The organism is Micromonospora sp. NPDC051300 (assembly GCF_044455315.1).
GTDB classification, from domain to species: domain Bacteria; phylum Actinomycetota; class Actinomycetes; order Mycobacteriales; family Micromonosporaceae; genus Micromonospora; species Micromonospora robiginosa.
The window spans coordinates 120,197-145,275 of the sequence record NZ_JBITEP010000019.1 but is presented as its reverse complement, the minus strand read 5'-3'; the positions used below and the strand labels follow the sequence as shown (position 1 = coordinate 145,275).

Below are 25,079 nucleotides of genomic sequence, written 5' to 3'. Positions count from 1 at the left end.
CGGGGCCCCCCGGCCCGGCCGCCGCTGGGGGGGGGGCGGGCCCCCCCCCCCCCCCCCCCGGGGGGGCCCCCCCCCCCCCCCCGGGGCCCCGGGGGGGGGCCCCCCCCCCCCCCCCCGGGGCCCCCCCCCCGACGGATGTCCAGCACGGTCATCGGAGCACCTCCGCCGCCAGGCTACCGGGGTCCGTGCCGGTTCCGCCGGTGTGTCAGGGCACGAACACGACGTCGGGGAGACAGCGGGACGGCCCGTCCAGCACCCGTCCGTCGCCGCCGCGCAGCCACCTGTCGAAGAACGCGGCGACGACTGTCTCCTCGGCGCGGACGGCCCGGCGCGGGTCGACGTCCCCGACGACCCCGGTGACGAAGCTGTCCGGAAGGCCGAGCTGCCGGGCGATCTGGGGGAGCAGCGGCAGGGTGTCCTTGTAGGAGTCCTCGCCGGTGGCCCCGGCGAGGTGCAGGTCGACGCGCCAGCCCGTGCTGTGGTCCCACACCATCTGCCACGACGGTGTCCGGTGGTGGTCGGCGTCCGGGGCGCCGACGAGCATGAACGGGCGGTCCAGGCCCTGCCGCGCGACCGGCCACAACCCGATCGGGTCCGGGACGAGCGGTGACTCGATGGTGCCGCCGAGGTCGGCCGCGGCCCGGATCCGTGGCTCGTCGTGCATGGCCTGCAGGGCGGTGAGCCCGCCCGCGGAGATGCCGACCATGCCGGTCCGGCGCAGGTCCAGCGCGCCGGCCAGGCCGGCGGGGAGGCTTTGCCCGCGCGCGTCCGGGTTCGTGCCGCCGCGCAGGGCGGCCAACCGGTCGAGCACGAATCGGATGTCGGCGAGCCGCGTGTCGAACACCCGGGCCGCCAGCCGCTGGAAGTCGTCGGGCTGCCGGGCTTCCTGGAACAGGCGCGCAAGCAGCCCGGTCACGACCCGGCCGTCCGGGAACTCCACCTCGGAGGTCTCGTAGGTGTGGTCGACGGTCACCACCACGTACCCCCGGCTGGCCAGGTCCTGCACGAGGGTGGTGGCCCAGGTGCGCGGATCCCCGGCGCCGGGCGAGTAGAGCACGACCGGGAACGGCCGTCGGTGCCGTGCCACCGGCGCGCCCAGGTGGCCGGCGGTCCGGGTCGCGGCGAAGTCCACCTGCCCGGCCGGGATGCCGTACAGGGTGGACGCGGCGCCGTCGGCGCCGCCGAAGTGCGCGGCCGCGCCCGGCGACATGTGCGGCGCCCGGGGGAAGCGGTCCACGTTCCGGGCCGGGTACCAGATGCTGACCATCAGCTCGCGGTGGGACGGGACCGCCGTCCACGGGTCGGTGCGGGAGCTGTCGACCAGGTGCAGGTCCGCCGTGCCGACCGGATACGGGCCGGTCGGCGCCGGCAGGGTCAGCCGAGCCGGCCGGTCGGTTCCCACCGGGGCCGGTGACGCGCCCGGGCGCGAGGCGGACGAGGGTGTCGCGGCGGCGACCGTGACCGTGCACGCGACGAGCGCCGCGGCGAGCGCCGCGCGGATTCTCCGTACCATGACTGCCTCCCGGATCGGGGGCCGCGCCGACCGGCGGCCCGTCACCGGCTTCACGCTAGGCACCTCGCGGTCCGGGAATAAGGCGGCCAGCACCCGTTCGCCTGCCGGGGGAAAGCCCCCACCGTCCGGCCCGGCGACGTGGTGGCGGTCGATGTCTACGCTGACCCGGTGGGCTTCCTGACGGTCGTTCTCGCGGTCGCCGGACTCGTCGGATTCGCGATGCTGATGCTGACACCGGTCCTGTTCGCCCTGGCCGTGTCGGACGGTCGCCAGCACCGGTGGGTCCGCCGGCACGCCGTCTCACCGTGTGCCGCGTTGCGCCCCGGGCCCGGCCTGCCCCGCCGGTTCGCCGTGTACGGCGAGACCGTGCCCGGCCCCGCCGGGACGGTCGTCGCGCCGCTGTCCGGCGCCGAGGCGGTGTGGTGCCGCACCATCGTGTACTCCACCGAGAGCGTCGGCGACCCGGGCCTCACCCAGACCGAGATCCTCTGGGAACGGTCCGCGGGCGACCCGTTCGGGGTGGCCGACCGCACCGGCACGGCCGCCGTGACGGCGAAGATGCTCCAGGCGTCCGTCACCGACCCCCGCCTGTCGGCGTGGGCGGCCAGCCGGCTGCCGGTGGCGCACGCCGCTCCCCGGCCGGTGCGGACCGTCGTCGGCGAGGAGACCACGAGCCACCGCCGCAACGGCCGGTGGCTGCAGCACCTCGTCGACCGGGGAGCGGTCCCGGCGGACGCGGCGAAGCGCGTGGACGCGGTGTGGGTGGTCGAACAGATCGTGCCGGCCGGCATCGCACTGCACGTGATCGGCCAGCCCGTGGTGCTCGACAACGGGCTCGCCGCGCTCACGCTGCCCCGGACCGGCCGCTACCTCGTGGTGAGCCAGGAGCCCGCGGAGACGGAGCGGACTCTCGCCGGCGACCGCACGTACGGGATGGGATGCGCGATCTGGGCCGCGGTGGTCGCCGCGGCCTGCCTCGCCCTGGTCTGGGGGATCAGCGTCGCGCTGGCCCGGTGACGGCCCGGCCGGTCACGACGCGGCGGCGTCGTGGGCGGTCATCGTCTCCTGCCGGTCGGGCTCCTCGCGCAGGATCGCGCAGTGCAGCCAGGCGTCCGGGATGGCGAAGCCGTCCACGAGCGTCCGCAGGTGTGGCCGCAACTCCTTGAGCAGGCCGTTCACCACCGCGGTGATGGCCTTGGCCCGGGCCGGGGTGAGTCGGCCGTGCTCCAGCAGCCAGCCCTTGTCGGCCTCGATGACGCTGAGCGCGTACAGGTCGCAGACCCGCGACAGCAGCGCCCGCGCGGCCGGGTCGTCGGTGGCGTCGATGCCGGCGACGAACGCCTCCAGCGTGACCCGGTCGACGTGCGCGGCGGCGACGGCGAGGACGTGGTCCTGCACGTCGTTGAAGATGTCGAAGGGACGGTCCTTCTTCGTGGCGGCGCCGTTGCGCAGGCGGCGGACCGCGCCGTCGAGTCGGTGCCGCTCGCGGTCCTCGAAGACGGTGAGCTGCCAGCCCCGGTCGGTGACCGCGACCTCCTCGTCGCGGCCGGGCACGGCGCTGACCAGCCGCTCGATGAGCGCCCGCGCGGCGGTGCGTTCGAGCACCATGTCGCGGACCTGCTCGGCGACGAAGGAGGCGCGACCCCAGCCGTCCAGCGAGCCGAACTCGTCGCGGTGGCCGGTGAGCAGACCCTTGGCCACCAACTGGAGCAGCACCGTGTTGTCGCCCTCGAACGTGGTGAAGACGTCGGTGTCGGCCTTGAGGCTGGGCAGCCGGTTCTCGGCGAGGTAGCCGGCGCCGCCGCACGCCTCCCGGCACATCTGGATGGTGCGGGTCGCGTGCCAGGTCTGCGCCGCCTTGAGGCCGGCGGCCCGGGACTCCAGCTCCCGCTGCCGATGCTCGTCGACCGGCCCGTCGCCGCCCTGCACGTCGCTGAGCGCGGCGACCAGCTCGGCCTGGGCGAAGGTCAACGCGTACGTGGTGGCCAGCGCGGGCAGCAGCTTGCGCTGGTGGGCCAGGTAGTCGTTGAGCAGCACCTCCCGCTCGGCGTCGGGCGTGCCGAACTGGCGGCGGATGTCGCCGTAACGCACCGCGATGGCCAGGGCCGCCTTGGTGGCCGCCGACGCGGCGCCGCCGACGCTCACCCGGCCGCGGACCAGGGTGCCGAGCATGGTGAAGAAGCGCCGGGAGTCGTTCTCGATCGGGCTGGAGTAGGTCCCGTCCGCCGCGACCTGGGCGTAGCGGTCCAGCAGCATGTCACGCGGCACGCGCACGTGGTCGAAGCGGAGCCGGCCGTTGTCCACGCCGAGCAGCCCGGCCTTGGGCCCGGCGTCGCCGATGGTCACGCCGGGCAGCGGGGCGCCCCGCTCGTCGCGGATCGGGACCAGCCACGCGTGCACGCCGTGCCGCCGGCCGTCGATCACCAACTGGGCGAAGACCACCGCCATCCGCCCGTCGCGGGCCGCGTTGCCGATGTAGTCCTTGCGCGCGGCCTCGTGCGGGGTGTGCAGGTCGAACGTCTGCGTGTGCGGGTCGTACACGCATTCGGTGCGCAGGTTCTGGACGTCGGAGCCGTGGCCGGTCTCGGTCATCGCGAAGCAGCCGAAGAGGTCTCCCGAGATGATGTCCCGCAGGTAGGCGTCGTGGTGCCGCCGGGTGCCCAGGGCGGCGACCGCGCCGCCGAACAGTCCCCACTGCACGCCCGCCTTCACCATCAGCGACAGGTCGACCTGGGCCAGCATCTCGATGGCGACGATCGAGGCGCCGACGTCGGCGGCGCCGCCGTACTCGGTGGGGAAGCCACCGCCGATGCCCAGCTCGACCGGAAGCTCGCCGAGCAGCCGGCTGATCCGCTCGCGCGCCTGGTCACCCGTCTCGCCGTAGACCGGCAGGAACCGCTCGTCGAGGTGCGCGCGGTGCGCGTCGCGGACCCGGGCCCACGGTCCGTCGAGCACGGCCCGCAGGTGGGCCGGGTCGACCGGGCCGGTCTCGCTGCTCATGGCTACCTCGGGAGACGACGTCATGGGTACCGCTCGTACCCGGTCAACGCCGGTGACCTGCCACGGTGACGCGGTGAGAACCGTCACGGCGCGGGCGACGTCCCTCGACCAGGCGCCGGTCCGCCACGGCGACCGCCGGCACACCCGAGGCTGTCACAGGCACGTGTGAGGATCACGGTCGTGACCGAATGGATCTACAACGACCGCCCCGAGGGCGCCCGGTTCCTGACCGACCGGATCGCGGAGCCGGGTCGCGCCGGCATCGACGACGAGATCTGGAGCTGGGTGGTGCGCGGCGAGGACGACGCCGCCGAGTTCGTCGACTACTTCGACGACGACGAGGAGCGCCACGGCGCCACCGACGAGGAGCTCGCCACGGCGTACGCCGCGGCGCTGGCGGCGCGGCGGGAGCAGCAGCGCGGGTGGGGCGTGGTGGTCAGCAACCTGACCCGCGCGTTCGCCGAGCTGAACGAGGTCGGCGTGCTGGCCCGGGCGGACTTCAGTTGTTGTGGCACCTGCGCGTCGGCGGAGATCCACGACGAGCGGGACGACTCCCGGCACTGGCGGGGCTATGTGTGGTTCCACAACCAGGACACGGAGTCGCTGCTGGCGAGCGCGGACGGCGCGGTCTATCTCGGCTACGGCGCCTACCCGCCGGCCGACTTCGACGAGGCCGCCTACGACGCCCTGCCGGAGGCCGAGCAGCAGGCCCGCTACCAGGCCGACCTGGAGCGACTGTTGGACGACACGGTCTTTCCGGTGCTGCGCCGGCACGGCATGCGGGTGGAGTGGAGCCGCCAGCAGTCGAAGCGCGTCCTGGTCACCGGCGCCCGGTGGTACGCGCCGTTACCGGCGTGACGGCGCCGACGGGTCGACGACGAGCATCGACGAACCCCCCGGACTCGATCAGCGCGGACGCGCCGCTGCTCCTACCCGCGCCCGACCCCGCCGACGCGCATCGGTGGAGGTGACGCTCTCGACGTGGTCGATCCCCTCGACGCCGGTTAGGGTTGACTAACCCGCTGTCGATCTTGAGGGGGATGTGTGCTGGTTCTGGTGGCGGTTCATGCGCTCGCAGCCGTGGCCGCCCCGGCGCTGGTACGCATCCTCGGACGGCGGGCGCTCCTGCTGCTGGCGGCCGTGCCCGCCGCGGCCGGCGTCTGGGCGCTGACCCGCACCGGTCAGGTGCGCTCGGGCGCGCCGGTCGTGGAGACGGTCACCTGGGTGCCGCAGCTCGGCCTGGACCTCGCCCTGCGGATGGGCACGCTCTCCTGGCTGATGGTGCTGCTGGTCGGCGGCGTCGGCGCCCTGGTGCTCGCCTACAGCGCCCGCTACTTCTCCTCCGACGACCCCGGGCTCGGCCGCTTCGCCGCGGTCTTCGTCGCGTTCGCCGGCGCGATGCTCGGCCTGGTGGTCGCCGACGACCTGCTGCTGCTCTACGTGTTCTGGGAACTCACCACCGTCTTCTCCTACCTGCTGATCGGCAGCGATCCGGCGAAGCGGGCCAGCCGGCACGCCGCGATGCAGGCGCTGCTGGTGACCACGCTGGGCGGCCTGGCGATGCTCGCCGGGTTCGTGATGCTCGGGCAGCACGCCGGCTCCTACCGCTGGTCGGAGATGTCGCAGAACCTGCCCGACGGCGGCTACCTCACCGTCGCCCTGGTGCTGATCCTGCTCGGCGTGACCAGCAAGTCGGCGATCTTCCCGTTCAGCTTCTGGCTGCCGCGCGCGATGGCCGCGCCCACGCCGGTCAGCGCGTACCTGCACGCCGCCGCCATGGTGAAGGCCGGCGTGTTCCTGGTCGCGCTGATGGGTCCGGCGGTGGGTCAGGCCACCGCCTGGCGGGTGGTGCTGGTGGCCGGCGGCCTGGTCACCCTGTTCCTCGGCGGTTGGTCGGCGCTGCGGCAGACGGACCTGAAGCTGCTGCTGGCCTACGGCACGGTGAGCCAGCTCGGCCTGCTGATGGCGGTCCTCGGCGCCGGCACCCGGGACACCGCGCTGGCCGGCGCCGCGATGGTGCTGGCGCACGCCCTGTTCAAGGCCACCCTGTTCCTGGTCGTCGGCGTCGTCGACCACGTCGCCGGCACCCGCGACCTGCGGGAGCTGAGCGGCCTGGGCCGGCGGGCGCCGGCGCTGGCGGTGGTCGCCGGGCTGGCGGCGGCCTCGATGGCCGGGCTGCCGCCGCTGGCCGGCTTCGTCGCCAAGGAGGCGGCGCTGGAGGCGTTCCGGCACGGCGGCGCCGTCGACCTGGTGGTCCTCGCCGGGCTGGTGGCCGGCTCGGCCCTGACCGTCGCCTACACGGGGCGCTTCCTCTGGGGCGCGTTCGCCGGCAAGCCCGACGTGCCCGACACTCGACCCGGGCCGCTCGACCGGGCGTTCGTCGCGCCCGCGGCGGTGCTGGCGGTCGCCGGCCTCGCCGTCGGCGTTCTCGCCCCGGCCGTGGACCGGGTGCTCGCGCCGTACGCGCACCAGTACCCGAGCACCGACCCCGGCTACCACCTGGCGCTCTGGCACGGCCTGACCCCGGCGCTGGGGCTGTCCGCGCTGGCCGTCGCCGCCGGCGTCGCGCTCTTCCTGCTGCTGCACCGGCGTCGGCCGCGCCTGCCGCGCCTGCCCTTCGACGGCGCGACCGGCTACGACCGGATGGTCGCCGCCGTGGACCGCGCGGCGGTGGAGCTGACCGGCGCCACCCAGCGTGGTTCTCTCCCGTTCTACCTGGGCGTCATCCTGCTGGTGCTGGTCGTCCTGCCCGGCGGCGCGCTGCTGGTCGGCGTGCCGTGGTCGCAGCGCCACCAACTGTGGGACACGCCGTTGCAGGCCGCCGCCGGCGCGGCGATCGTGGTGGCGGCGGTGGCGGCGGCACGGGCCCGGCGCCGGCTGACCGCGATGATCCTCGTCGGGGTGACCGGCTACGGCACGGCGCTGATGTTCGTCCTGCACGGCGCGCCGGACCTGGCGCTGACGCAGTTCCTGGTGGAGACCGTCACGATCGTGATGTTCGTGCTGGTCCTGCGGCGGTTGCCGAGGAAGTTCTCGGCCCGCCCGATGCGCTCCAGCCGGCGGGTGCGCGTCGCGCTCGGCGTGGCGGTCGGCGTGGTCACCGCCGGCATGGCGTACGTCTCGGCGGGCGCCCGGGTGGCCACGCCCATCTCGGTCGGCTTCCCCGAGGAGGCGGTGTCCTACGGCGGCGGCAAGAACGTGGTCAACGTGACGCTCGTCGACATCCGGGCCTGGGACACGATGGGCGAGATCGCGGTGCTGGTGGTGGCCGCGACCGGCGTGGCCAGCCTGATCTTCCGCCGCTCCCGGGCGCTGGACATGCGCAGCGGCATCCCCGGCGCGGGCCGGCAGAGTTCGGTGCGCCCTCGCTGGCTCACCGGCGGCGCCACCACGCGTGCCCAGTCGGTGATCCTCCAGGTGGTCACCCGGCTGCTGTTCCACGCGATCCTGCTCTTCTCGATCTACCTGCTGTTCTCCGGCCACAACCAGCCCGGTGGCGGGTTCGCCGCCGGGCTGGTCGCCGGGCTGGCGCTGGCCGTGCGCTACCTGGCCGGCGGCCGTACCGAACTCAACGGCGCGGCGCCGGTGGACGCCGGTCGGGTGCTCGGCGCGGGGCTGTTCGTCGCCGTCGGCACCGGGGTCACCGCGATGCTGCTCGGCGGTGAGTTCCTGCAGAGCGCGATGCTCGACCTCCACCTGCCGGTGCTGGGTGACGTCCACTTCGTCACGTCGGTCTTCTTCGACGTCGGCGTCTACCTCATCGTGGTCGGCCTGGTGCTGGACATCCTGCGCAGCCTGGGCGCCGAGATGGACCGCCAGCAGGAGGTCGACCAGGACGAGAGCGCCCCGAGCGACGTACGGGAAGAGGAGTTGGTGTGAGCCCGAACCTGGTCTACGTCGTGGTGGTCGGCGTCCTCTTCGCCGCCGGGGTGACGCTGCTGCTGGAGCGCAGCCTGACCCGGGTGCTGATGGGGGTCATCCTGCTCGGCAACGGCGCGAACCTGCTGCTGCTCACCGGCGGGCGGGCCGGCGGCCCGCCGATCGTCGGCACCACCGCCGAGGGGGAGATGGCCGACCCGCTGCCGCAGGCGATGGTGCTGACCGCCATCGTCATCACGCTCGGCATGACCGCGTTCCTGCTCGCCCTGGCCTACCGCAGTTGGCACCTCAACGGGCACGACGAGGTGCAGGACGACGTCGAGGACCGCCGGATCATGGAGCTGGCGGACCGGGACGAGGGTCCGGGCACGGCCGACCCGGAGACCACCGACCGGACCCCGGCGGCCGTGGCGCACGACGACCGGCCGGTGGCCGCCGGCGGGTCGGGGAGGACCCGATGACCTGGCTCGTCCCGCTGCCGGTGGTGATGCCGCTGTTCGGCGCCGCCCTGACGCTGCTGCTCGTGGGCCGGGCCCGCGCCCAGCGGTGGGTCAGCATCACCGTCCTCGCCGCCACGGTGGCGGTCGCGGCGCTGCTGCTGGTCCGCTCCACGCTCGACGGCCCGCTGGTGGTCGAGGTGGGTGGCTGGGTCGCGCCGCTGGGCATCGTGCTCGTCGCCGACCAGCTCGCCGCGCTGATGCTGGTGGTCTCCGCCGCGGTCACTCTCTGCGTGCTGGTCTACTCCATCGGGCAGGGCATGGCCGACGGCAACGAGGAGACACCGCTGTCGGTCTACCACCCGACCTATCTGGTGCTGACCGCCGGCGTGTGCAACGCGTTCCTCTCCGGCGACCTGTTCAACCTCTACGTCGGCTTCGAGATCCTGCTGGTGGCGAGCTACGTACTGTTGACGCTGGGCAGCACCGAGAACCGGATCCGGGCGGGCACCACGTACGTCGTGGTCAGCCTGCTGTCGTCGTTGATCTTCCTGGTGGCGATCGGCCTGATCTACGCGGCCACCGGCACGCTCAACCTGGCCCAGCTCGTCGACCGGCTGGACGCGCTGCCGGACGACCTGCGCCTGGTCCTGCAGGGCATGCTGCTGCTGGCGTTCGGCATCAAGGCGGCGGTGTTCCCGCTGTCGGCGTGGCTCCCGGACAGCTATCCGACCGCGCCCGCGCCGGTCACCGCGGTCTTCGCCGGCCTGCTGACCAAGGTCGGCGTCTACGCGATCATCCGCACCGAGACGCTGCTGTTCCCCGGCGGCCGCACCGCCGACCTGCTGCTGGTGATCGCGGCGCTGACCATGGTGGTCGGCATCCTCGGCGCGGTCGCCCAGTCGGACATCAAACGGCTGTTGTCGTTCACCCTGGTCAGCCACATCGGCTACATGCTGTTCGGGGTCGGCCTGACCACCGCGCTCGGCCTGTCCGCCGCGATCTTCTACGTGGTGCACCACATCACCATCCAGACCACCCTGTTCCTCGCCGCCGGCCTGGTCGAACGCCGCGGCGGCAGCACCGCGCTGGACCGGCTCGGCGGGCTGGCCCGGCTGTCGCCGGTGCTGGCGGTGCTCTTCTTCGTGCCCGCCCTCAACCTGGCCGGCATCCCGCCGTTCTCCGGGTTCCTCGGGAAGGTGGGGCTGGTCCAGGCCGGCGTGTCCGACGGCGGCGTCCTGGCCTGGGCGCTCGTCGCCGGCGGGTTGCTCACCAGCCTGCTCACCCTCTACGCCATCGCCCGGGTGTGGAACCTGGCGTTCTGGCGTGCCCCGCACCCGGACATGCCGGAGCCCGGTGACGGCGTGCGGGCGGCGCGCACCGACGGCGCAAAGCAGCCGGACGACGATCCGACGCCGTCGGGCGCGGCGCTGCCCCGGCTGATGACCGCGTCCACCGCCGCCCTGGTGGTGCTCGGGCTGGGGCTCACCGTGGTGGCCGGCCCGCTCTTCGACATCAGCACCGACGCGGCCGACGACCTGCTGCGCCGCGCCCCGTACGTCGAGGCCGTGTTCCCGGGCGGTGCGCCGTGACCAGCCATCCGCGTGACCCGCTGACCCGCCGCGTCCGGTGGCGCAACCGGGCCGTCGCGGTGACCGGACTGGTCACCGTCTGGGTGCTGTTGTGGGGCACCTTCACCTGGGCGAACGTGATCAGTGGCCTGGTGGTCGCGGTCGTGCTGGTGGTGGTCTTCCCGCTGCCGCCGGTGACGTTCCGCGGACGGATCCGGCCGGTTCCGCTGCTGCGCTTCCTGGCGCGTTTCCTGTGGGACCTGGTGGTGGCCTCCGCCCAGGTCGCCTGGCTCGCGGTCCGGTTCGGGCACACCCCGCGCGGGGCGATCATCGCGGTCCGGCTGCGGGTGAACACCGACCTCAACCTCACCCTCACCGCCGAGGCGCTGTCGCTGGTGCCGGGCAGCCTGATCCTGGAGGCCGACCGGGAGACCGGCACGCTCTACGTGCACGTCATCGGCGTCCACACGCTCGACGAGGTGGAGCGGTTCCGGCACGGGGTGCGGGAGCTGGAGAAGCGGGTCGTCGCCGCCGTCGGCTCGGCCGAGGAGCTGAGCCGGCTCCGCCAACCCGAACCCACCGGCCCGAGCGAGCCGGTCGACCTGGAAGGGGCACCGACGTGACAGTCGTCGCCGTGATCGTCACCGTGCTGCTCACCGTGGCCGGGGGCCTGACCCTCGTCCGCATCATCCGCGGGCCGTCGATCCTCGACCGGGCCGTCGCCACCGACGTGCTGCTCGCGGTCGCGGTCGCCGCCATCGCCACCGAGGCCGCCTACAGCCGGGACGCCACCGCGCTGCCGGTGCTGGTGGTCCTCGCCATCGTCGGCTTCGTCGGCTCGGTCAGCGTCGCGCGGTTCGCGGCGCGCAGGGACCCGAAGTGACGCTCGACGCGGTCCTGGACACCGCGGCCGGCGTCTGCCTGGTCGCCGGCGCGCTGCTCAGCCTCGCCGCCGGGGTGGCGCTGGTCCGCTTCCCGGACGTGCTGTCGCGGATGCACGCGGCGGCCAAGCCGCAGGTCCTCGGGCTGTTGCTGGTGCTGCTCGGCTGCGCGTTGCGGCTGCGTTCCGGGGTGGACGTCACCACGCTCGTGCTGGTCGGCATGTTCCAGTTGGCCACCGCGCCGGTCGCGGCGCACATGGTCGGGCGGGCCGCCTACCCGCACGACGACATCCGGCGGGACCTGCTGGTCACCGACGAACTCGCCGGCGACCTCGACCGGATCCGGGCGGACCGGGCGGATCCGGCGGGGGACCCACCGCCGGTCCGGGTGCCCTGAGCGACGGTGGGCGGGCCTCCCGCTCGGCGCTCTGATCAGATAGTCCGGTGACACCCCATCGCGTCCTCGCCGTCGCCCTGTTCGTGCTGGCCTTGCTGGCCCTTGCCGCGACACGTGCCTTCCCGTTCGTCGACGACCTCTCCGGCGTGGCGAAGTCCGCGGTCGCCGTCGTCGGCGCCGCGTGTGTGCTGGCGGGCGTCGCGCTCTGGACGCGTAAGCCACCGAGCCCGCCCGGCGGCGATCCGGGTCGCTAGGCTTTCGACGGCGTTGTCTCTGGTTCTGGTGTCGGGGTGGTTGTCGTGGAAAGAGGCACGATCGTTCGTTTCGACGACGTTCGCGGTTACGGGTTCATCGCGCCGGCACGCGGCGGTGACGACGTGTTCGTGCACGCGAACGACTTCGGCGACCAGCGGCACGCGGTGGCCGTCGGGATGAAGGTGAGCTACGAGGTCGTGCAGTCCGACCGTGGTCTCAAGGTCGCCAGCGTGACGCTCGACCCGCCGCCGGTGTCGCTAAGCGCGGCGAGTCAGGCGGTGCCGGCCCGCGCCGCGTCCTCGCCGGTGGCCGACGACGAGTTCGACGTGCTGACCGTCGGGCAGTTCGAGGCCTCGTGCACCGAGCTGCTGCTGGCGAACGTGCCCACCATGACCGGCGCGCAGATCGTCCAGGCCCGGCGGGCGCTGGCCGCCATGGCCCGGCAGCACGGCTGGGTCGAGGACTAGCGGTCGCGCTCCACCACGTAGTCGGTGAGATCGAGCAGGAACCGGCCGTCGTCGGTGTCGGCCGCGGCGCCCAGCGCCCGCTCCGCCTCGTGCCGGGCGGCGCGGGCGAGTTCCCGCGCGCTGCGCCGGGCGGACTCCACGCAGTCGTACGCGAGCAGGCGCCCGTGCAGCCAGCGCACCTCGGCGGCGGTGCGCTCCGCGCGGGTACGGCCCAGGAAGGCCGTCACCCGCTCGCGTTCGTCAGGTGTGCACCGGCGCATGAAGTCGATCAGGATGAGCGTCCGCTTGCCCTCCCACAGGTCGCCCGCGATCTCCTTGCCGTAGCTGGCGTAGTCGCCGGTCAGGTTGAGCGCGTCGTCCTGGATCTGGAACGCGGCTCCCAGATACCAGCCGTAACGGTCCAGCACGTCGACCGCGTTCTCCCGGCCGGTCGCGACGAGGACGCCGGTCCGGCACGGGTAGATGCAGGTGTACCAGGAGGTTTTCTTCAGACACATCCGGTAGTAGTCGTCGGCGTCCAGGTCGCACACGTTGTCGCGGATCCAGCCGATCTCGATCGCCTGGCCCTCCAGCGAGTGACGCATCATCAGCTCGGTCTCGGTGAACAGCCGCCAGGCGATCCCCGAGCCGAGCGCCGCCCGGTTCGCGGCGAGCCGCCGCAGCGCCAGCAGGTTCGTCATGTTGCCCACGTTCAGCGCGACGCCGACCCCGTACTCGGCGTGCAGGGTCGCCGCGCCGCGCCGCTGTTCGCTCTCGTCCTGGATGTCGTCGTGGATGAGGAAGGCGTTGTGGAACAGCTCCACGGTCACCGCGGCGTTGAGCCCCACCGCCTGCCCGCCGCCGAACGCCCGGCAGGTGGCGAGGCACATCGCCGCCCGCAGCCCCTTGCCCCACCGGCGCGGATACTCCGCGACCAGGTCGTAGAGGTAGCGCGGCCCGCCGTCGGGGAGGTCGTCCAGCAGCGCGTCGAGGGCGAGCCCGCGGTAGCGTTCCAGCACGGCCGCCACGGACCCGCCGGCCACCCCGGTGGTCGGCGCCATCGCGCGGCTACCGGCCCGTCGCGCTTCTCGGGGCCGGCGGGGCCAGCCGGTCCGCGAGCCCGTTGGCCACGTCGGGCGCGAGCCGGGCGAGATTGAGTACGGTGTCCAGTGCGTCGTGCGCGTCCGAGGTGTACCTGCGGATCACCTCGCCGCGCTGGTCGTCGGCCATCTTGAGCTGCCCGACGACGGTGTCGATCAGGGAGTGCCCGTCGGTGCGGACCCGCGCGACGAGTTCGTCGAACGCCTCCGGGTCGACCCGGCGGCTCTCGCTCAGCTTCTCCTCGAGCCGCCGGGCGCCGGCCAGCCCCGCCGCGAGTTCCTCCTCCAGGACGCCGGCCGCGTGGGTCACCGTCTCGGAGGTCTCCTCGGCCACCTTCTCGAAGCGCTCGTTCGTGCGCTCACGCTCACTGTGTGTCATGGGCGCAGTGTGACCCGGGCGTGCGCGGCGGGCCAGGAGTGTGTCGAGATGGTGACTCGACGTGCCTGACGGATCGTCGCCGACGGCAAACCGGTGGCCCGGTCGCGCCGGGTGGGCGACCATGGGCGGCATGGCGAGGGACCGGGCGTGAGGCTGCCGCTCCAGGGCGGCCTGCCGCCGGCGGAGGCGCCCACCGGCGCCGTCGTGGAGATCGCCTGCGACGAGTCGGGGTTCTCCGGCACCAACCTGCTCGACCCGGCCACCCCGTTGATCAGCCACGCCAGCGTCGACCTGACCGTCGAGGAGGCCACCCGGCTGCTCGCGTCCCTGCGCTCCGGTTTCCCGTGGTCGGCGCACGAGTTCAAGTCCCGGCAGTTTCTCCGCCGGCCGGAGGCGGCCGAGGCGCGGGAGTGGTTCCGCGCGGCGTTACGCGGCCGGGCGCACGTGCACCTGGTCGACAAGCAGGTCTTCCTCGTCACCCGGGTGGTCGACCTGCTGCTGGACGAGCCGTCCTACGCCGCCGGCACCCGCCTGGCCGGGGCGCGCCGGGCCGACGCCCTCGCGCTGCACCGGGCCGGGCGCGCCGCCGGTCCGGCCTGGCACGCCTTCCTGGCGGCGTTCGTGGAGATGCTGCGGACCAAGCGGCGGGACCGCTCCGGTGACGGCAGCGTCGACCGGTTCCTCGCGGCGCGCGGCGCGCTGCTGCGCCACGCCCCGGCCGACCCGGTGCTCCGCGCGCTCGACCGCGCCCGGGTGGCCGACGTGCAGGCCCGGCTCTACGCCGAGGACCGGTCGATCCCGCCGCCGTTGGAGCCGCTGCTGCCGGCGCTGGCCGAGACCGTTCTGTTCTGGAGCGGCGGCCGGCGGCGGGTGCTGGTGACGCACGACGAGCAGAGCGCGCTCACCGCCGACCGGTTGCGCCGGCTGCAGCGGGCGCTGGCCGTGGGCGGCGGACTGCCGGCGGGGGAGTCGCCGCTGGCCGGGCTGGTGATGACCGACTCGCGCGACGATCCGCGGGTGCAGGTCGCCGACCTGTTGGCGGGGGTGGCCCGGCGGATGCCGGGCAGCGTCGGCGACGCCCCACGCCGACCGCTGGGTACCCGTACTCAGCCGTAGTCCCGTCGCACGGCTCAGGTGCCGGCGTCGCCGCGTCGGCAGGATCCTTGTCATGGCCGAGACACTGCACCGACCCGCCGCCCTGCGTACCGTCGAGATGTCGTTGCCGGGGGAGGAGGCCGCCGGGCGCGCGGTGGCCGCGCTGGTCCGGCTGGTCGGCCGGCACCCGGCCGGATGGCGGTGGCTGGCCCGGCGGCACCACCCGGTCCTGGACCGGCTGGCCGAGGCGAACGCGAGGTCGGTCTGCGTCCGCGCGGCCCGGCGGGTGCCGGCCTACCGGGCGTTCCTGCGGGCCCGCCCGGCGGGCGTCCGCCGCGGGCTGCGGGACTTCCCGGAGACCGACAAGCTCGGGTACGTGGTGGGCCACGACGCCGCCGCGCGGTGCTGGCGGGGGCGGCTGCCGGAGCGCGGGGTGGTGGTGGACGAGTCGGCCGGGTCGTCGGGCCGGCCGTTCAACTGGCCGCGCGGCGAGCGCGAGCTGCGGGCGGTGCACCGGGACATCGTCGGCTACACCGGCCTGGCGTTCCCGATGCGCCGGCCGTTCGTGATCAACGCCTACTCGATGGGCGCGTGGGCGACCGGGACCACGACCGGCGCGGCGATGGCCCGGATCGCGGTGGTGAAGAACACCGGCCCGGACCTCGGCAAGATCATCGACACGTTGCGCGAGTTCGGGCCGGACTTCGACTACCTGGTGACCGCCTACCCGCCGTTCCTCAAGCACCTGCGGGACCGGCTGGACGCCGAGGACTTCCCCTGGTCGCGCTACCGGATCTTCGGTAGCTGCGGCGGCGAGGGAATGACCGAGGCGCTGCGCGACTACCTGGAGCAGCGGTTCGTCCGGGTGCGCTCGGCGTACGGGGCGTCGGACCTGACCATCGGCATCGGCGCGGAGACCCGGTTCACGGTGTGGCTGCGGCGCCGGCTGCGCACCGACGCGGCGCTGCGCGCGGAACTGCTCGGTGCCGGTGAGCAGCGGTTGCCGATGGTGTTCCAGTACAACCCGTTCGCCACCTGGCTGGAGACCAACGAGCGGCGGGAGCTGGTCTGCACCGTGGGCAGCCCGGACGTGCTGCAACCCCGGCTGCGCTACAACGTCGGCGACGAGGCGGTGCTGGTGTCGTACCGGCGGATCGCCGAGCTGGCCGCGGACGACCCGGTGCGCGCGGCCGAGTTCCGTACCGCGACGGCCGACGAGCGGATGACGCTGCCGGTGCTGCTGCTCTTCGGCCGGCGCGACTCCACGGTGTCCTACCTGGGCGCGAACCTCTACCCGCAGGACGTCGAGTACGGCCTCTACACCGGCAACCCGCACGCCGCCGCGATCAGCCGGTTCTGCCTGGCGCTGGTCGAGGACGCGGCGCTGGAGACCCGACCGGTGATCCACGTCGAGCTGCGCGGCCCGCTGGCCGCCGCCGACCGCGCGGCGCTCGCCACCGCGTGCCGCGACGGGGTGCGCCGGCACCTCACCTCGGTCTCGCGGGACTTCGCGCAGTCCCTGGTGGAGGACCCGACCGCCGGCGACCTGCGGGTGGAGTTGCACGACCCGGGGACCGGCCCGTTCGCCGGCCCGCAGAAGATCAAGAACGCCTACCTGGTGAGGTGACCCATGCGTACCCGAGATTTCTCCCTGGCCCCGGCGCAGGCCCGCGCCGGCGCGATGTTCATCGGCGGCACCCGGTACGCGAGCCCGCTGGTGCTGCTGCGGCTGGCGCCCGACTGGTTCCGGATGGTGCGGGACATGCGCCGGATGTCCGGCTACCGCTGGCACACCGTCTACTGGCAGTTCCCGCTGACGTTGGGCACCATCGCGTTCTTCGCCGATCGGGACGCGATGCTGCGCTTCGCCCGCACCCGGCATCACCGGAGGCTGATGGCCTGGCTGACCGACGGCAACCGCAACGCGACGGCCGGGTTCATCCGGCTCTACAGCGCCGACCCGGACGGCTACTCGAACGGGGCGTGGCGGGCCGAGGACGGCGCGATGGGCCACATCGAGCAGTTCACCCCGTTGGGCGTGGAGACGACCGGGCCGGCGGTACGCCGGTGAGCGGCCACCGGTTCGAGCGGGTCACCGGCCGGCGCGCCCTGACCGAGTTCCTCGCGCTCACCGACCGGCTCTACGCCGACGAGCCGCGTTACGTGCCGACGCCCCGGCAGCAGATCCGCCGCTGGTGGGGCGACGGCGTGCCGATGTACGTGCTGCGCGACGCCTCCGGCGCGGTGGTCGGGCGGACCACGCTGCACACCGACGCGGACCTCGACGCGAAGCTGGGCCGCCGGTGCCAGTTGTTCGGGCTCACCGAGTTCACCGCGCCCGCCGCCGGGCCGCTGTTCGACGCGATCGACGCGCACGCCGACGCCGGCCGGGACCTGCTGTTCGGGCCGGTGGCGCTGCTGCCCAACCAGGCCGGCGGCGTGATCACCGACGGCTGGGCCGATCGGGGTTTTGTGGACAGCGCGTGGAACCCGTCGCGCTACCCGGCCGCCTACGAGGCGTCCGGGTTCACCAGGCGGTTCGTCTCGGACACCTGGATCTGCCCGGTGCCGCCGCCGGCCGGGCCGGCGCCGGCGCTCGGCGCGCAACCCGACGGCGGGCGGCTGGAGCTGCACCGGGGAAACGTGCGGCGTCTCGACGAGCAGCTCGACCTGCTGCGCGACATGCTCAACGACTCGTTCGCCCAGCTCGGCTACTACACCCCGATCTCGGCGGCGCAGTTGCGCCGGCAGACCGACGGACTGGCCCACCTGCTGGACGAGTCGCTGCTGCTCTACCTGACCCGGGACGGGCGGCCTGTCGCGTTCGTGCTCTGCGTGCCGGACATCAGCGAGTTCCTGGTCCGCGTGCGCGGCGACCTGAACCCGGTCAACCAGCTCCGGCTGCTGGCCACCCGCCGCCGCCACCGCCGCGAGGCCGTGCTGATCATCAAGGGCGTGCGGCCCGACTTCCAGGGCCGTGGCTACCAGCGGCTGCTCGCCGCGCACCTGCACCACAACCTGCACGCCGGCGGCTACACCACGCTGCGCAGCACCTGGGTCGGGCGGGACAATCCGGCCTCCGCCGCGCCGTACCGCCGGCTCGGCGGCCGGCCGCTGCACGGCTACACCTTCTACGCCAAGGAGCGCTGACATGGACCTCGCCGCGTTCCGCGCGCTGGAGCCGCTGTGCTGGCGGGCCCCGAGCGCGCACAACACCCAACCGTGGCGGCTGCGCTACGAGCGCTGGGCGATCACCGTGGGCTGGGACCCGGCCGACGCGCTGCCGGCCGGCGACCCGACCGGGCGGGACCTGCGGCTGTCCCTCGGCGCGTTCGTGGAGACCTGCCTGATCGTGGCCGCCGACGCGGGGCTCCGGCTCGACTGGGTCGCCGACCACGACGAGGCGGAGCACCGGGTGGGGCGGCTGCGCCCGGCGCGGCAGCCGTACCGGACGCCGTTCGACGCCGGCGACGTGGCGGACCGGCGTACCCACCGGGGCCGGTTCACCGACGGCCCGGACGCCGGGTCGCTGACCGCCGTGGACGACGTGGCCCGGCAGGCCGGCGGCGCGGTCCACGTCGTCCCGGCCGGGCGTCTCGGCGCGCTGCGCCGCGCCGCCGACCGTCAGGTGTACGCGGACCCGGCGGTCACCGCCGAGCTGCGTCGCTGGTTGCGCCTGGACCCGGCGCGGCCGGAGTACCTGTCGGACGGGCTCAGCGACAGGTGCCTCGGGTTGTCCCGGCCGGCGGCGACCGGGCTGCGGGCGGCGCTGGCCGCCTATCCGGTGCTGCGCCCGCTGGGGCTGCCCCGCCTGCTCGCCGCCGGCGACGACCCGCTCGCGCGCGGCGGGGCGGTGCTGGCGCTTGTCGCCCCGCCCGACCTGGACGCGGCCGGGCAGGTCGAGTTCGGGCGGGTGCTCATGCGGATGTGGCTGACCCTGCACGCGGCCGGCCTGGCGGCGCACCCGTTGAGCCAGCTCGTCGACGTCGGCGCCACCCGGGACGCGATCGGCGCGTCGCTGGACGTCGCGCCGGCGCGGATCGTGCACGTCACCCGGGTGGGCCGGCCGGTGGCGCCGGCGCCCCGCTCGGCCCGCCGGGTCGAGGCCGCCGGGTCGGAGGCGGCCGTTGGCGGCCGTCGGCGCGTACGCCCCCGTACGTCATCCATGACACCCGTGGCGTCTTGACGGTGCGCCCTTCATCCATGAGAGTCCATGTAGGCGGAGGTGACGCGCGGCTGGGAGCCCGGGCGTCTGCCGGCGGCATGGCACGGGATGTGTGGGCACCATCCTGTTAGCGCTAACAAGATGCTTGATGCCGCCGACCGATCTCTCCGGACCCCACCCGCAGCCGTGCTCGATCCGTGTGGCAAGGAGACGACATGTCCGACGTGACCCGACGACACATCCTCAAGGCCGGCGCCGCCGGTGCCGGCGCGGCCCTGGTGCCGGCCGCCTGGAGCGCGACCGCCCGCGCCGGCTCGGTGGCGCCGCCGCAGGTGCTGGCCGCGAACGACCTGGCACTCTGGTACGACGAGCCGGCCGGCACCGACTGGCTCCGCGCGCTGCCGATCGGCAACGGGCGGCTCGGCGCGATGGTGTTCGGCAACGTCGACACCGAACGGCTCCAACTCAACGAGGACACGGTCTGGGCCGGCGGTCCCTACGACTCGGCGAACACCCGGGGCGCGGCCAACCTGGCCGAGATCCGGCGCCGGGTCTTCGCCGACCAGTGGACCTCGGCGCAGGACCTGATCAACCAGACCATGATGGGCACCCCCGGCGGCCAGCTCGCCTACCAGACCGTGGGCAACCTCCGGCTCGCCTTCGGCTCCGCCGGCGGTGCCACCCAGTACAACCGGACCCTCGACCTGACCACCGCCACGGCGACCACGACGTACGTCCTCGACGGGGTGCGCCACCAACGTGAGGTGTTCGCCAGCGCGCCCGACCAGGTGATCGTGGTCCGCCTTACCGCCGACCGGGCCACCTCGATCACGTTCTCCGCCACCTTCGACAGCCCGCAGCGGACCACCGTGTCCAGCCCGGACAGCGCCACCATCGGGCTCGACGGCGTCTCCGGCAGCATGGAGGGGGTCACCGGCTCGGTGCGGTTCCTGGCCCTGGCCAACGCCGCGGCGACCGGCGGCACGGTCAGCAGCTCCGGTGGCACGCTGCGGGTCTCCGGCGCGACAAGCGTGACCGTCCTGGTCTCGATCGGCTCCAGCTACGTCAACTACCGCACCGTCAACGGCGACTACCAGGGCATCGCCCGCAACCGGCTCACCGCCGCCCGCAGCGTCGCCGTCGACCAGCTCCGCAGCCGCCACGTGGCCGACCACCAGGCCCTGTTCGGCCGGGTGACGATCGACCTGGGCCGCACGGCCGCGGCCGACCAGACGACCGACGTGCGGATCGCGCAGCACGCGAGCGTCGACGACCCGCAGTTCGCCGCGCTGCTGTTCCAGTTCGGGCGCTACCTGCTGATCTCCTCCTCCCGTCCGGGCACCCAGCCGGCGAACCTCCAGGGCATCTGGAACGACTCGCTGACGCCGTCCTGGGACTCGAAGTACACGATCAACGCCAACCTGCCGATGAACTACTGGCCGGCCGACACCACAAACCTGTCCGAGTGCTTCCTGCCGGTCTTCGACCTGGTCAAGGACCTGACGGTGACCGGCGCGCGGGTCGCCCAGGCCCAGTACGGCGCCGGCGGCTGGGTCGCCCACCACAACACCGACGCGTGGCGGGGCGCCTCGGTCGTCGACGGGGCGCTGTGGGGCATGTGGCAGACCGGCGGGGCGTGGCTGAGCACCCTGATCTGGGACCACTACCTGTTCACCGGCGACCTCGGCTTCCTCCAGGCCAACTATCCGGCCCTCAAGGGCGCCGCCCAGTTCTTCCTCGACACGCTCGTCGCCCACCCCACGCTCGGCTACCTGGTGACGAACCCGTCGAACTCCCCGGAGCTGCCGCACCACGCCAACGCCAGCGTCTGCGCCGGACCCACCATGGACAACCAGATCCTGCGCGACCTGTTCGACGCCGCGGCCAGGGCCGGCGAGGTCCTCGGCGTCGATGCCACGTTCCGGTCCCAGGTGCGCACCGCCCGGGACCGGCTTTCCCCGAGCCGGGTCGGCTCCCGGGGCAACGTCCAGGAGTGGCTCGCCGACTGGGTGGAGACCGAGCGGACCCACCGGCACGTCTCGCACCTCTACGGCCTGCACCCCGGCAACCAGATCACCAAGCGGGGCACCCCGGCGCTGTACGAGGCCGCCCGCCGGACGCTGGAGCTGCGCGGCGACGACGGCACCGGCTGGTCCCTCGCCTGGAAAATCAACTTCTGGGCCCGGCTGGAGGACGGCGCCCGCGCCCACAAGCTCCTGCGCGACCTGGTACGCACCGACCGGCTCGCGCCGAACATGTTCGACCTGCACCCGCCGTTCCAGATCGACGGCAACTTCGGCGCCACCTCCGGCATCGCCGAGATGCTGCTGCACAGCCACGCCGGCGAGCTGAACGTGCTGCCCGCGCTCCCGAGCGCGTGGCCCACCGGCCGCGTCGCCGGCCTGCGCGGTCGCGGCGGGTACACCGTCGGCGTGTCCTGGAGCAACGGCCAGGTCGACGAGATCGGCGTCCGCGCCGACCGCGACGGCACGCTCCGGATCCGGTCCCGGCTCTTCACCGGCGGCTTCACGCTGCTCGACGCCGCCGACGGCAGCACACCTGCCACCACCCGGCCGGAGACGGACGTCGTCCAGCTCACCGTGCGGGCCGGGCACACCTACCGGGCGGCCCGGCCCGGCGTGACGCCGTCACCGACCCTGACCGCCACACCCACACCGACGACGAGCACGTCGCCGACCCCGACCCCGACCGTCAGCTCGCCCGCCCCGTCGGGCGCGCGGGCGACGTACGCGGTGACCGGTTCGTGGTCGGGTGGCTTCCAGGCCGAGGTCACGGTCACCGCCGGCGCGACCGCGATCCGCGGCTGGACGGTGTCCTGGACGTTCCCGAACGGGCAGGTCGTCAGCCAGATCTGGGGCGGCACGCACACCCAGTCCGGCGCGAACGTGACGGTGCGCAACGTCGACTACAACGGCGCGGTGGCCGCCGGCGCGTCCACCACGTTCGGCTTCATCGGCACGGTCACCGGCGCCAACAACCCGCCGACGAACCTCACCTGCACCACGTCCTGAGCGGCCCGGGGACGCGCCCCGGGCGACCGGGGCGCGTCGTGCCGTCCACGGGGTGCCGGCGGTCAGGCCAGGAGCGTCTCGCGCAGCCGCGCGCCCAGGTTGATCCGGCCGACCACCCGCGGGCCGGCCGGGTCGTACACGTCGACGCTGTGGTTGCGGCGCATCAACTCCCGCACCGCCGGCGGCAACCGGGGCGGGTCGTCCATCGCGGCGAGGACCTGCGCGGCGGTGTGGGTCAGCCGCTCGACGAGAGTGGTGCCGTCGGTGTCCACCCGCACGCGACCGAACTCCCAGCCGGCGGTGGTCAGGTCGAGCACCTCGAACAGCCGGACCACGAACGGCTGCGGGTCGGTCACCCGGTCCAGGCGCTTCGCCCGGCCGCCGACCACGGTGGCGGCGGCGGTCACCTGCGCGTACGGGTGCAGCCCGCTGGGCAGCGCGCCCAGCGGCCAGCGCAGCGACGGCCCGGCCTCCTTCCACAGGGGCCGGTAGTTGCGGCGGTGCACCAGCAGCCGCCGGCCGGTGCGCCGAAACACCTCCTGGGCCTGGTACTGCAGGTCGGCGTGGGCCTCCTCGGCGGCCTCGCAGACGATCCCGGCGGCCACCACCAGACCGTCGTCGTCGGACAGCAGCCGGCTGATCGCGTCGACCTGCTCGGGGAACCGGATCCGGGCGTGCGCGCCGTAGGAGTGCCGGACGTCGCGTAGCAGCTCCTGCTGGCGTCCGGGGTCCAGTTCGACCCCTCCGTCGCCGCCCAGCAACCGCCGGAGCCAACCCATCGTGCCTCGCTTCCGTCGCCGTCTGCGGACCGGGCAATGCTAGTGCGTCGGTGGATGCTCGTATGGTGACGGGGTGGCAGAGCGATCCCTGACCCTGATGGCGGTGCACGCGCACCCCGACGACGAGGCGACGAGCACCGGCGGCATCCTCGCCCGCTATGCGGCGGAGGGCGTCACGACGGTGCTCGTGACCTGCACCGACGGCCGGTGCGGCGACGGGCCCGGCGGCGTCAAGCCGGGCGACGACGGGCACGACCCGCAGGCCGTGGTGGCGATGCGCCGCGCCGAGCTGGCGGCCAGTTGTGAGGCGTTGAAGGTCACCCACCTGGAGACGCTCGACTACGCCGACTCCGGGATGATGGGCTGGGCGACCAACGACGCGCCCGGCGCGTTCTGGAACACGCCTGTGGACGAGGCGGCCGACCGGCTGGCCGAGCTGATCCGGCGGCACCGCCCCGACGTGGTGGTCACCTACGACGAGAACGGCTTCTACGGCCACCCGGACCACATCCAGGCGCACCGCATCACCATGGCCGCGGTCGAGCGCACCGGCATCCCGGCGAAGGTCTACTGGACCACCGTGCCGCAGAGCGCGTTCCAGGAGTTCGGCAAGGTCATGCAGGAGATCGGGGTGGAGTTCCCCGAGCCGGACGCGGCCGACGAGATGCCGGCGCTTGGCCTGCCCGACGACGAGATCACCACCTGGGTGGACACCCGCGCCCACGGCGGGCAGAAGTTCGCGTCGCTGGCGGCGCACGCCAGCCAGGCGGAGAACATCTTCTTCCTGCGCCTGGGGCAGGAGCGGTTCACCGAGCTGATGGGGATGGAGACGTTCGTCCGGGTCCGCGACAGCACCGGCGCGCCGACGCCGGAGGACGACCTGTTCGCCGGTCTGCGCTGACGGCACCGGGCCGGCCCCGGTCAGGCCGCGACGGTCTGCGCGGCGAGGTGCGCCAGCACGGCGCGGACGTCGCCGCCGGTGTCGGCCATGAGTTGACGTTGCCGGGTGGCCCCGGTGCCGGTGCGGCGCAGCCGGTCCACCTCGCGCAGCACCAGATCCAGGTCACCGTGGCGGCGCAGCGCGGGCGCGACGGCGACGATCAGGTCGTCGACGAGGTCCCACGCCGGCCGAGGTCGCCCGCTGCGCAGGTCGACGAGGTCACCGTCGACCCCGTCGTGGGCGGCCCGCCAGTGCGCGGCGGCGACCAGGCAGTCGCGGATGCGGGGGGCGGCCACGCCGGCGTGGATCTCGTCGATCACGGTGGCGACGAGCGCCCGGACCAGCCCGGCGACGAGGACGGTGTCGTCGACGGTGGGGCAGACGTCGCCGACCCGGACCTCCACCGTCGGGTAGGCCGCCGACGGCCGCGCGTACCAGTAGACCATCGCGGCGTCGAGCATGATGCCGGCGGTGATCAGGTCGCGCACGGTGGCGTCGTAGTCGGCGGCGGAGTCGAAGTGCGGCGTGGGGCCGATGCTGGGCCAGCGTTCGAGCTGCATGGAGCGCCAGCTCGCATGCCCGGTGTCCCGGCCGTCGTGCAGCGGGGAGTTGGTGGTGAGCGCCTGCACGACCGGCAGCCACGGGCGCAGGTGGTTGCAGACCTGCACGGCGAGTTCCCGGTCGGGCACTCCGACGTGGACGTGGCAGCCGCAGACCGCCGGGTCGTGCGCCACCGGCCCGAACCGGCGGGACATGTCCTGGTAGCGCTGTTCGTCCGGGACGGTGCGGTGGGCCTCACAGACCGGGGTGGCGCCGACCGCGACGAGTCGCGCTCCGACGGCCTCGGCGGCGTGGGCGGCGGCGCGGCGCAGCGCGACGAGGTGCTCCCGCAACGCCGCGAGGTCCGGGCTGACCGGGGTGACCATCTCCACCATGCTGTGCCGGAACTCCTGCCGGCTCTGCTCGCGGGCGGTCCCGGAGAGCGCGTCGCGGACCCGGTCGGCGACCGGCATGCTCTCCCCGGTCACCGGGTCGAGCAGCAGGAACTCCTCCTCCACCCCGAGGGTGAGGGTGGTGGGGGTCGCCGGGGTGGAGAGGGCGGTGGCGGGCCGCGGCCTCACCGACGACCTCCGCGTCGCACGGGTCCGTTCGGTGCGTCGTCGCTCGGCGGGGTCATGCCTCGACGGTACGAGGCCGGCGACCTCCGAGC

At 73.9% G+C, this 25,079-nt stretch carries 23 protein-coding genes; 17 read left to right on the top strand and 6 right to left on the bottom strand.

The genetic code is table 11. The features are described from left to right. Window positions 1-205: 205 nt before the first annotated feature. Window positions 206-1,513: an alpha/beta hydrolase family protein gene (locus ACIA5A_RS21270; RefSeq protein ID WP_396764898.1), complete on the bottom strand. Its 1,308-nt coding sequence runs from the start codon at window positions 1,511-1,513 to the stop codon at window positions 206-208. 168 nt (window positions 1,514-1,681) lie between these two features. On the opposite strand from ACIA5A_RS21270, the gene ACIA5A_RS21265 reads away from it, so the two are divergent. Beyond that, window positions 1,682-2,530 carry a hypothetical protein gene (locus tag ACIA5A_RS21265; RefSeq protein WP_396764896.1) on the top strand — a complete coding sequence of 283 codons (849 nt, stop codon included), beginning with the start codon at window positions 1,682-1,684 and terminating at the stop codon, window positions 2,528-2,530. 12 nt (window positions 2,531-2,542) lie between these two features. Here ACIA5A_RS21265 and ACIA5A_RS21260 read toward each other — a convergent pair whose 3' ends face one another. Continuing rightward, a complete protein-coding gene (locus ACIA5A_RS21260) occupies window positions 2,543-4,513 on the bottom strand; it encodes an acyl-CoA dehydrogenase (RefSeq protein WP_396764894.1) in 1,971 nt (656 codons plus the stop codon). Between the two features lie 180 nt (window positions 4,514-4,693). Here ACIA5A_RS21260 and ACIA5A_RS21255 point away from each other — a divergent pair, with 180 nt between their 5' ends. From ACIA5A_RS21255 to ACIA5A_RS21215, 9 genes are all read left to right on the top strand, one after another. Next, window positions 4,694-5,371, top strand: coding sequence for a DUF6891 domain-containing protein (locus tag ACIA5A_RS21255; RefSeq protein ID WP_396764892.1), 678 nt, complete (start codon window positions 4,694-4,696; stop codon window positions 5,369-5,371). Window positions 5,372-5,557: 186 nt separating this feature from the next. After that, window positions 5,558-8,392 carry a Na+/H+ antiporter subunit A gene (locus ACIA5A_RS21250; protein WP_396764890.1) on the top strand — a complete coding sequence of 945 codons (2,835 nt, stop codon included), beginning with the start codon at window positions 5,558-5,560 and terminating at the stop codon, window positions 8,390-8,392. Next, window positions 8,389-8,853 (top strand): Na(+)/H(+) antiporter subunit C, encoded by a 465-nt coding sequence (locus ACIA5A_RS21245; RefSeq protein ID WP_181567919.1) that lies wholly within the window; start codon window positions 8,389-8,391, stop codon window positions 8,851-8,853. Before ACIA5A_RS21250 ends, ACIA5A_RS21245 begins: the two co-directional genes overlap by 4 nt. Continuing rightward, on the top strand, window positions 8,850-10,421 hold the full coding sequence (locus tag ACIA5A_RS21240; RefSeq protein ID WP_396764886.1) for a Na+/H+ antiporter subunit D: 1,572 nt from the start codon (window positions 8,850-8,852) through the stop codon (window positions 10,419-10,421). The genes ACIA5A_RS21245 and ACIA5A_RS21240 overlap by 4 nt, the downstream gene beginning before the upstream one ends. Continuing rightward, window positions 10,418-11,023, top strand: a complete 606-nt coding sequence (locus ACIA5A_RS21235) for a Na+/H+ antiporter subunit E (protein WP_396764883.1) — start codon at window positions 10,418-10,420, stop codon at window positions 11,021-11,023. The genes ACIA5A_RS21240 and ACIA5A_RS21235 overlap by 4 nt, the downstream gene beginning before the upstream one ends. Then, entirely contained in the window at window positions 11,020-11,283 is a 264-nt protein-coding gene (locus ACIA5A_RS21230) for a monovalent cation/H+ antiporter complex subunit F (protein WP_396764880.1), read from the top strand. The genes ACIA5A_RS21235 and ACIA5A_RS21230 overlap by 4 nt, the downstream gene beginning before the upstream one ends. Continuing rightward, on the top strand, window positions 11,280-11,678 hold the full coding sequence (mnhG, locus tag ACIA5A_RS21225) for a monovalent cation/H(+) antiporter subunit G (RefSeq protein WP_396764877.1): 399 nt from the start codon (window positions 11,280-11,282) through the stop codon (window positions 11,676-11,678). Before ACIA5A_RS21230 ends, mnhG begins: the two co-directional genes overlap by 4 nt. A gap of 47 nt (window positions 11,679-11,725) precedes the next feature. After that, on the top strand, window positions 11,726-11,932 hold the full coding sequence (locus ACIA5A_RS21220; RefSeq protein ID WP_396764874.1) for a hypothetical protein: 207 nt from the start codon (window positions 11,726-11,728) through the stop codon (window positions 11,930-11,932). A gap of 45 nt (window positions 11,933-11,977) precedes the next feature. After that, entirely contained in the window at window positions 11,978-12,400 is a 423-nt protein-coding gene (locus ACIA5A_RS21215; protein ID WP_396764871.1) for a cold-shock protein, read from the top strand. Here ACIA5A_RS21215 and ACIA5A_RS21210 read toward each other — a convergent pair. Both ACIA5A_RS21210 and ACIA5A_RS21205 read right to left on the bottom strand, forming a co-directional pair. Then, window positions 12,397-13,440: a polyprenyl synthetase family protein gene (locus ACIA5A_RS21210; RefSeq protein ID WP_396764868.1), complete on the bottom strand. Its 1,044-nt coding sequence runs from the start codon at window positions 13,438-13,440 to the stop codon at window positions 12,397-12,399. The genes ACIA5A_RS21215 and ACIA5A_RS21210 overlap by 4 nt on opposite strands. A 7-nt stretch (window positions 13,441-13,447) precedes the next feature. Beyond that, window positions 13,448-13,858: a hypothetical protein gene (locus ACIA5A_RS21205; protein ID WP_396764865.1), complete on the bottom strand. Its 411-nt coding sequence runs from the start codon at window positions 13,856-13,858 to the stop codon at window positions 13,448-13,450. A gap of 147 nt (window positions 13,859-14,005) precedes the next feature. Here ACIA5A_RS21205 and ACIA5A_RS21200 point away from each other — a divergent pair, with 147 nt between their 5' ends. The 6 genes from ACIA5A_RS21200 to ACIA5A_RS21175 all read left to right on the top strand — a co-directional run bounded on the left by ACIA5A_RS21200 (window position 14,006) and on the right by ACIA5A_RS21175 (window position 22,150). After that, window positions 14,006-14,974, top strand: a complete 969-nt coding sequence (locus ACIA5A_RS21200) for a hypothetical protein (RefSeq protein ID WP_396764862.1) — start codon at window positions 14,006-14,008, stop codon at window positions 14,972-14,974. A gap of 52 nt (window positions 14,975-15,026) precedes the next feature. Further along, window positions 15,027-16,580: a phenylacetate--CoA ligase family protein gene (locus ACIA5A_RS21195; RefSeq protein ID WP_396764860.1), complete on the top strand. Its 1,554-nt coding sequence runs from the start codon at window positions 15,027-15,029 to the stop codon at window positions 16,578-16,580. 3 nt (window positions 16,581-16,583) lie between these two features. Beyond that, complete coding sequence (locus ACIA5A_RS21190) at window positions 16,584-17,024, top strand: DUF4188 domain-containing protein (RefSeq protein ID WP_396764857.1); 441 nt, start codon at window positions 16,584-16,586, stop codon at window positions 17,022-17,024. After that, window positions 17,021-18,103 carry a GNAT family N-acetyltransferase gene (locus tag ACIA5A_RS21185; RefSeq protein ID WP_396764855.1) on the top strand — a complete coding sequence of 361 codons (1,083 nt, stop codon included), beginning with the start codon at window positions 17,021-17,023 and terminating at the stop codon, window positions 18,101-18,103. The genes ACIA5A_RS21190 and ACIA5A_RS21185 overlap by 4 nt, the downstream gene beginning before the upstream one ends. A gap of 1 nt (window position 18,104) precedes the next feature. Beyond that, window positions 18,105-19,139 carry a nitroreductase gene (locus ACIA5A_RS21180; protein ID WP_396764852.1) on the top strand — a complete coding sequence of 345 codons (1,035 nt, stop codon included), beginning with the start codon at window positions 18,105-18,107 and terminating at the stop codon, window positions 19,137-19,139. Between the two features lie 194 nt (window positions 19,140-19,333). Next, entirely contained in the window at window positions 19,334-22,150 is a 2,817-nt protein-coding gene (locus ACIA5A_RS21175; protein ID WP_396764849.1) for a glycosyl hydrolase family 95 catalytic domain-containing protein, read from the top strand. 62 nt (window positions 22,151-22,212) lie between these two features. Here the strand turns inward: ACIA5A_RS21175 and ACIA5A_RS21170 are convergent, their stop codons facing one another. Next, window positions 22,213-22,929: a hypothetical protein gene (locus ACIA5A_RS21170; RefSeq protein WP_396764846.1), complete on the bottom strand. Its 717-nt coding sequence runs from the start codon at window positions 22,927-22,929 to the stop codon at window positions 22,213-22,215. A 73-nt stretch (window positions 22,930-23,002) separates the two neighbouring features. Between ACIA5A_RS21170 and ACIA5A_RS21165 the strand changes: the two genes are divergently transcribed. After that, window positions 23,003-23,830, top strand: a complete 828-nt coding sequence (locus tag ACIA5A_RS21165) for a PIG-L family deacetylase (protein ID WP_396764844.1) — start codon at window positions 23,003-23,005, stop codon at window positions 23,828-23,830. Between the two features lie 20 nt (window positions 23,831-23,850). On the opposite strand, the gene ACIA5A_RS21160 is transcribed toward ACIA5A_RS21165, so the two are convergent. Further along, window positions 23,851-24,990 carry a glutamate--cysteine ligase gene (locus ACIA5A_RS21160; RefSeq protein ID WP_396764841.1) on the bottom strand — a complete coding sequence of 380 codons (1,140 nt, stop codon included), beginning with the start codon at window positions 24,988-24,990 and terminating at the stop codon, window positions 23,851-23,853. Between the last annotated feature and the right edge of the window lie 89 nt (window positions 24,991-25,079).

Bases quoted from the DNA above. Each gene is read 5' to 3' on its own strand.
- ACIA5A_RS21270 (WP_396764898.1), bottom strand. From the start codon at position 1,513: ATGGTACGGAGAATCCGCGCGGCGCTCGCCGCGGCGCTCGTCGCGTGC.
- ACIA5A_RS21260 (WP_396764894.1), bottom strand. From the start codon at position 4,513: ATGAGCAGCGAGACCGGCCCGGTCGACCCGGCCCACCTGCGGGCCGTG.
- ACIA5A_RS21240 (WP_396764886.1), top strand. From the start codon at position 8,850: ATGACCTGGCTCGTCCCGCTGCCGGTGGTGATGCCGCTGTTCGGCGCC.
- ACIA5A_RS21210 (WP_396764868.1), bottom strand. From the start codon at position 13,440: ATGGCGCCGACCACCGGGGTGGCCGGCGGGTCCGTGGCGGCCGTGCTG.
- ACIA5A_RS21205 (WP_396764865.1), bottom strand. From the start codon at position 13,858: ATGACACACAGTGAGCGTGAGCGCACGAACGAGCGCTTCGAGAAGGTG.
- ACIA5A_RS21195 (WP_396764860.1), top strand. From the start codon at position 15,027: ATGGCCGAGACACTGCACCGACCCGCCGCCCTGCGTACCGTCGAGATG.
- ACIA5A_RS21190 (WP_396764857.1), top strand. From the start codon at position 16,584: ATGCGTACCCGAGATTTCTCCCTGGCCCCGGCGCAGGCCCGCGCCGGC.
- ACIA5A_RS21180 (WP_396764852.1), top strand. From the start codon at position 18,105: ATGGACCTCGCCGCGTTCCGCGCGCTGGAGCCGCTGTGCTGGCGGGCC.
- ACIA5A_RS21175 (WP_396764849.1), top strand. From the start codon at position 19,334: ATGTCCGACGTGACCCGACGACACATCCTCAAGGCCGGCGCCGCCGGT.
- ACIA5A_RS21170 (WP_396764846.1), bottom strand. From the start codon at position 22,929: ATGGGTTGGCTCCGGCGGTTGCTGGGCGGCGACGGAGGGGTCGAACTG.